This window comes from Micromonospora sp. M51, assembly GCF_018070305.1.
Taxonomy (GTDB): domain Bacteria; phylum Actinomycetota; class Actinomycetes; order Mycobacteriales; family Micromonosporaceae; genus Micromonospora; species Micromonospora parva.
Genome location: NZ_JAGPXZ010000363.1, coordinates 1 through 5,946, shown reverse-complemented (window position 1 = coordinate 5,946; position 5,946 = coordinate 1). Strand labels below are relative to the sequence as shown.

Annotated in this window: 7 protein-coding genes and 1 pseudogene; all 8 read right to left on the bottom strand. The window is 72.4% G+C overall.

Translation table 11 applies throughout. The features are described 5' to 3' along the window. Positions 1 to 298, bottom strand: a pseudogene (locus KBX53_RS19365) (hypothetical protein); the annotation flags it as partial. 37 nt (positions 299 to 335) lie between these two features. Next, a complete protein-coding gene (locus KBX53_RS19360; RefSeq protein WP_030327509.1) occupies positions 336 to 818 on the bottom strand; it encodes a phage tail protein in 483 nt (160 codons plus the stop codon). Position 819: 1 nt separating this feature from the next. Continuing rightward, positions 820 to 2,070 carry a phage tail sheath subtilisin-like domain-containing protein gene (locus tag KBX53_RS19355; protein ID WP_210860836.1) on the bottom strand — a complete coding sequence of 417 codons (1,251 nt, stop codon included), beginning with the start codon at positions 2,068 to 2,070 and terminating at the stop codon, positions 820 to 822. Positions 2,071 to 2,093: 23 nt separating this feature from the next. After that, positions 2,094 to 2,792, bottom strand: coding sequence for a carboxypeptidase-like regulatory domain-containing protein (locus KBX53_RS19350; RefSeq protein ID WP_210860834.1), 699 nt, complete (start codon positions 2,790 to 2,792; stop codon positions 2,094 to 2,096). Then, a complete protein-coding gene (locus KBX53_RS19345; RefSeq protein ID WP_030327512.1) occupies positions 2,789 to 3,397 on the bottom strand; it encodes a hypothetical protein in 609 nt (202 codons plus the stop codon). The genes KBX53_RS19350 and KBX53_RS19345 overlap by 4 nt, the downstream gene beginning before the upstream one ends. A gap of 13 nt (positions 3,398 to 3,410) precedes the next feature. Continuing rightward, a complete protein-coding gene (locus tag KBX53_RS19340) occupies positions 3,411 to 3,746 on the bottom strand; it encodes a hypothetical protein (protein WP_030327513.1) in 336 nt (111 codons plus the stop codon). Positions 3,747 to 3,894: 148 nt separating this feature from the next. Further along, on the bottom strand, positions 3,895 to 4,677 hold the full coding sequence (locus tag KBX53_RS19335; RefSeq protein ID WP_210860832.1) for a DUF3153 domain-containing protein: 783 nt from the start codon (positions 4,675 to 4,677) through the stop codon (positions 3,895 to 3,897). Between the two features lie 215 nt (positions 4,678 to 4,892). Further along, a partial coding sequence (locus KBX53_RS19330; RefSeq protein WP_210860831.1) for an FAD-dependent monooxygenase occupies positions 4,893 to 5,946 on the bottom strand: 1,054 nt, incomplete at its 5' end.

Sequence of the window (5,946 nt, the reverse complement as noted above, 5' to 3'; positions counted from 1 at the left end):
TGCCGGACCCACCGGCCCGGCCGGGCCTGGGGAACCGGCTGAACGCGCCGGGGCCCGGGGCGACGGAGTCGACCCGGCCCGCCGATCCGACCGGCTGCCCATCCCCGACCGCGGCGTCGGCCGGGGACGGGTCGAGGTCCAGGTCGTGCAGCAGGCCGGGCGCGTGGGCGGCGACCAGGTCCAGCCAGTGCCGCGGTGGCTCCCCGAAACGGCGCGGCGTCGCCACGGGCGGCTCCGACAGCGGCGACGGCGACGGCAGGTGCCCGTCCGGCTCGACCCGCCCGGCGAGGCGCTGCACCGCCCCTGCCGCCGAACGCAGTCGGCCGGCCAGCCAGCTACGCGGGCGTCGGCGCGGTGGCACCGCCGGTCTCCAGCTCCAGGCCCTCGTACCGCAGGGTCAGCGAGGCGATGGCGATCTCGTGGCTGAGGGTGTTGAGGTGCGCGCCGCGCCACCGGGTCGGCCACGCGTCGATCAGGTTCCAGCGCAGCACCTCGGCGGTGCCCACCGAGTCGAGCAGCACCACTGAGACGTTGCGCCGGTTGAGGGTGCCCTGGGCGGTGGCGTTCACCCAGTCCCACAGCTCGCGGGAGGCGGTGAGGCCGAAGTGCAGCGTCACCGGCTCGTACTCGGCCTGACCGGGCACCATCCGCATCCGACCCAGGCCGTGCTCCCGGTACGGCTGCCCGGGAATGTTCACCTCCAACCCGGTCATCTCGGTGAAGTGACCGTTGGTGACACCGTTGATGAGCAGGCGGAAGTTGTACGCCCGGTACGGGTCGACCGGCGCGCCGGGTTGCGGGGTCGCGGTGGTGGGCATGTCAGCCTCCGATCGTCTCGGTCTCGGTGCCGCCGGCCCACTGGCTCAGCTTGAACACCACGAATTCGGCGGGCTTGACGACCGCGATGCCGATGTGGGCGATCACCATGCCGGCGTCACGGACGTCCGGCGGGTTGGTCTCCTCGTCGCACTTGACGAAGAACGCCTCCTCGGGGCTGCGCCCGAGCAGCGCGCCGTCACGCCACACCCGGGTGAGGAACGCCCCGATGTCGCGGCGGATCGAGCGCCAGAGGGTGAAGTCGTTGGGCTCGAACACCATCCACCGGGTGCCGTTGGCGATGGCCTGCTCGATGGCGATGCTGAGTCGCCGCACGTTGAGGTAGCGCCACTCGCTGGCCTCGGCGGCGAGCGTACGGGCGCCCCAGACGCGGATGCCCTCACCGGCGAAGTACCGGATCACGTTGACGCCCTTGGGGTTGAGCACGTCGTGCTCGGGTCGGGTGACCAGGTAGCCCAGGTCGACGGCGCCGCGCACTGGTTCGTTGGCGGGGGCCTTGTGCACACCGCGCAGGGCGTCGGTGCGGGCCCAGATGCCGGCCAGGTGCCCGCTCGGCGGGGTGAGTTCCAACTCGCCGCTGATCGGGTCGCGGACCCGCAACCAGGGGTAGTAGAACGCGCCGAACTCGGACTGTCGCGGCCGGTACGCGGCCCCCTCGTGGCCGCCGGAGCCGCCCGGCTGGTCGGAGCCGCCGCCAGGGCCGGCGGCCGCACCGTCGGCGGGCTTGGCGGGTTTGCCGGCGGACGGCGTGGCGACCCGGGTCAACGCGGAGATGTCGTCGATGTCCGGCGCCGGGTCGCAGATCGCGACCATGGTGCGGGTGCGTTCGGCCATGCTGAGCAGCGCCTCGTGGGACACCACGTCGTGGAAGCCGGGTGCGGCGATGATGGAGATCTCGTCGACGGCTTCCAACAGTTGCAGGCCGCCGCGCCGCTGCCCGGTGCCGGTGATCGCGCCGCCCTCGCCGACGTTGACGACCCAGCAGCGGGCGCCCCCGTTGTCCAGGAACCCGAAGACCGCCCGGGCCAGGGGAGTGCTCTCCACCCGCTCGCCGCCGGCGAAGAGCCGCAGGAACTCCGTCCAGTTGTTGACCGGCACCGCCCTGCCCAGGTGGGCGGAGCGGTCCGGGGCGACGCCGACGAAGGCGGCGATGCTGGTGCTCACCGGCCCGATCGGTCGGGCGCCGCTGGGGACCTCCTCGACGTAGATGCCGGGGGAGAAGTAACTGGGCATCGGCCCTCCTTAGCGGGTGGGTGTCAGTGGGTCGGTGGCGCGCAGACGATGACGATGTCGTCCTCGCCCGCGTCGACGTCGGCGGTGAGGACGAGCCCGCGTCCGGTCAGCCGCAGCCGGACCGGGCCCGGGTGCTCGGGGTCGTGCGGCACACCGGCGATCAGGAACCGGCCCTGTGGGTCGGTGCGGGTGACGGACCCGGTGCCGGGCAGCTCGACCCGCATCGCGGCCAGTGGTTGGTGCTCCGGGCCGACGACCCGCCCACGGAGGCTGCGCACGTCGAGTTGCCGCAACCGCAGCGGTTGCCGTACCGGCGGCGCGGCCGGGGTCGGGTGGTCCACCTGCGCCGCCACGTCGATCAGCAGCGCCGGTCGGGGCGCCGCACCGAACGCCGTCCACAGTGGCGCGTCGCCGGCCTCCAGCACCACCGGGTACCTGCCGTCGCTGGTCGCGGCGGTGAGCACCCGATCCAGCCGGGGCAACCCGGCGGGCCCGGTCACGCAGAGCAGGTGGCGGACCGTGAACCGGTACGGTTCGCGGACCGCGCCGCTGGAGCGGGTCTGCCGGGCCGGGCGCAGGTCGAGGGGCCAGAGGGTGAGCCCGTCGGCGTCGTCGCACGCGCGGGGCGGGCCGACCGGGACGGGTTCCCCCGCCGCGCTGGTCACCCAGGCGACCAGCTCGGCGGTGGCGGTCTCGATCGGCCCGCGCCCGTGGGTGCTCATCGCGGTGGCGTCCCCTGGATCCGGTACGCGATGGCCTCGTTCCAGACGTGCGGGTAGACGCCGATCTCGAAGTACCGGGTGAAGCGGTTGATCGGTGCGTTGGTGTGATCGTGGTAGAGCAGCCACACCGGCGCGATGGTGAACAGGACGTAGTTGGCCAGCACCAGGGGGATGTAGAGCGGCCCGAGCAGGCGGCCCTGGAAGATGTGCACGTCCTCGTGCCGCTGGATGCCGGAGCTGGAGCCGGCGCAGACCGTGCCGATGGTGGTGGCGTACCGGGGGGAGACCCCCTCCACCACGCTGACCCGTCCACTGTTCAGCGAGGTGGGCCGGTCCAGGGAGTGCCCGAAGATCAGGTGCACGGTCAGGTAGATGGCGCCGACGACAGTGTTGAGCAGACTCCAGGTGTGGTCGACGACGAAGAGGAAGATGCCGCGGGCGTCCGAGGCGTACACCCCGGCGGAGGCCACCGACCAGCCGAAGACCGCGCCGACGACCAGGCCCACGACGGCGCCGATCAGCAGCCCGATCGGGCCACCGGCGAGGAAGCCGAGCAGGGCCCCGAAGCCGACCTGGATGACGGCGCTGAGGATTCCGAAGACCATGACGACACCCCTCTCAGACCCAGGAACGGAAGACTCGGGGCTCGCGACCGCTGGCGACCTGCGTCGGCGTCGCCTGCCGGTTGCCGGGTGGGAACTGGTTGACGCCGAGCGCGGCGGAGAAGATGACCAGCGCGTTGAAGAAGGCGATGACCCACTTCTCGCCGCCGGCGTCGTCGGCGAACGCCGCCGTCACGTAGGACAGCAGCAGCGCGATGGCGATGGCGATCCACTTGCGGAGCTTGTCGCCGCTCGGGCCGATCAGCCCGCCGATGACGTTGGTGGCCAGCAGGGTGGCGGCGCTCGCGCCGGCGATCGTCCCCAGAGCTGCCCAGGTGAAGAGATCGTTCATGACGATCCCCCTTTTCTGCGATGGTGCGACCGGGATGTGGTGGTGGTGAGGTTCGGTGCGCCCGCAGCGGGAGCACCGGGGCCGGTCGCCGTCGGTTCGGGGGCGGCCGGGGCCGGGCGTGGCCGGCCGGGGCCGGCCACCAGATGGATCAGCCGGGCCCCGGGGCGCCGGCGTGCGGGCCCGGCGGCGGGGTCGGACCGGGCGCGGCCGGCGTCGCGGGTAGGCGGCGGCGCACCAGGAGTACGCCCACCGCGGTGATCACCAGCAGGAGGAGGACACCGCCGACGACCAGCAGCCAGGGGAATCCGCCGTCGTCGTCACCGCCGGCGGCGGCCGGTGACGTGGACGGGCGGGGCGGGGCCTCGGCCACGGCCCGCAGTTCGGTCGGCTTCTCCTGGTTGGGGTCGACCTTCCAACTGACCGACCGGCCGTTGACGGTGCCATTGCTGTCGATCACCCGGCCGGGAAATGTCACCGAGATCTCGAACGACATGAGCTTGAGGAACGCCTGTTGGTTCTGCGGATTCTGCTCCGCGACCTTTCCGCCATATTTCTTCGGGTCGAGCGGCAGCGTGAAGCGGTACAGATCGCCGTCCCTGACCAGTTTCACACTCTCGGTGTCGAAACCGGCGAGCGGCGCCTTGCGGTAACTGATCTGGGATCCGTAAAAAGCGTCGTCCTGGTAAAGGGTCTCCTCGCCGGCTGGCAGGGCGGGGATGTTCTGCCGCAACTCCGCGAAGGCGACCGGGAGGTTCTTGTTGCGCCCGCTCAGCAGGGACTTCTGGGCCGTCAGCAGGAGCTGGCCGTCGACAGTGTCGTCGGCGTTGACCGTCAACCCCATGTTGAGTTGCATGCAGCCGCTCAGCGCGGCGAGAAGGAGGAGGCACACCGCGACGCGGAGTGCTCTGCCGCGGTTGACTCTCCTGTTCATGGGCTCAGTGTGTGTGATCGATTTCATCATCAGCAGTCAGCGATCGGTCACAACGAAGTCGCCGATTGTACCGACGCGCTGTCGTCTTTGATTAGCCCGGATGGCGACCCGAATGACTATTCTGGAGTTTTGGGGCGACGACGGTCCATCGTCGGCTGTGCGCTGATCGGATGGGAATTGTCGCGGGCGTCTGTCCGGTGGATCCTGCGGCCGGCTCAGCCAGCCGGCGGTCGCCAGTCCGCGTACCGGGCCATGCTGCGCAGCGCGACCCGCCCCGGGGTGAGCCGCAACGCGGTGTCGCGCACCGCGACGGCGATCGGATGGCGCAGTTGCTGTCCGAACCGGCCGGCGGTGACGGAGGCTCGGGCGACGGCCTGACTGCGCGGTCGGCGCTGCTCGTCGTACGCGCCCAGGGCGGCCGGCAGCCCCTCGGCGCCGCTGGCGCAGACCGCGCCGAGCACCACAGCGTCCTCGATGGCCTGTCCGGCCCCCTTGCCGAGGTTGGGTGACATCGCGTCGGCGGCGTCGCCGAGCAGCGCCACCCGCCCCCGCACGTACGACGGCAGCGGCGCGGCCAGGTGGTGGATGTCGTTGCGCAGCACGACGCCGGGCGGGGTGGCCGCGAGCAGCGCCGGAATGGGGTCGTGCCAGTCGCCGAAGCGCTCCCGCACGGCCGCGAGTTCGTCGGGGGCGTGGCCGCCCGGCGGGGCGTTCAGTGCGGCGTACCAGTAGAGCTGACCGTCGCCGATCGGCACCATGCCGAACTCGGCCCCCGGCCCCCAGGTGATGGCGGCCGGGACCGGGTCCGCAAACGCGATGGCCGCCCGCCACGCCGTCGATCCGGCGTACACCGGGCCGGGGTGTTGCGGCCAGAGCTGGGCGCGGACCCGGCTGCGCAGGCCGTCGGCGCCGACCACCAGATCGGCGGTGAGGGTGCGCGGGCCGTTCGGGGTCCGGTAACGCACCGACGCCCGGTCCGGGTTGGACTCGACGTGCTCCACGGCGGCCGAGGTGTGCAGGGACGAGGCGGGCAGCGCCTCGCGCAGGGTGCGGTGCAGCGTGGCCCGGTGCACGCCGAGCGCGGTGGTGCCCAGCTGCCGGACCATCTCCGTGGCGTCCACCCGGGACAGCCACCGGCCGTGCCGGTTGCGGATGCCGCCGGGTGCCTCGCCGTGCCCACCTCGGCGCACTGTCGGGCCGAGGCCGAGGGCGTCCAGCGCGCGCACCGCGTTGGCCATCAGGCTCAGGCCGGCGCCGACCTCGCGCAGC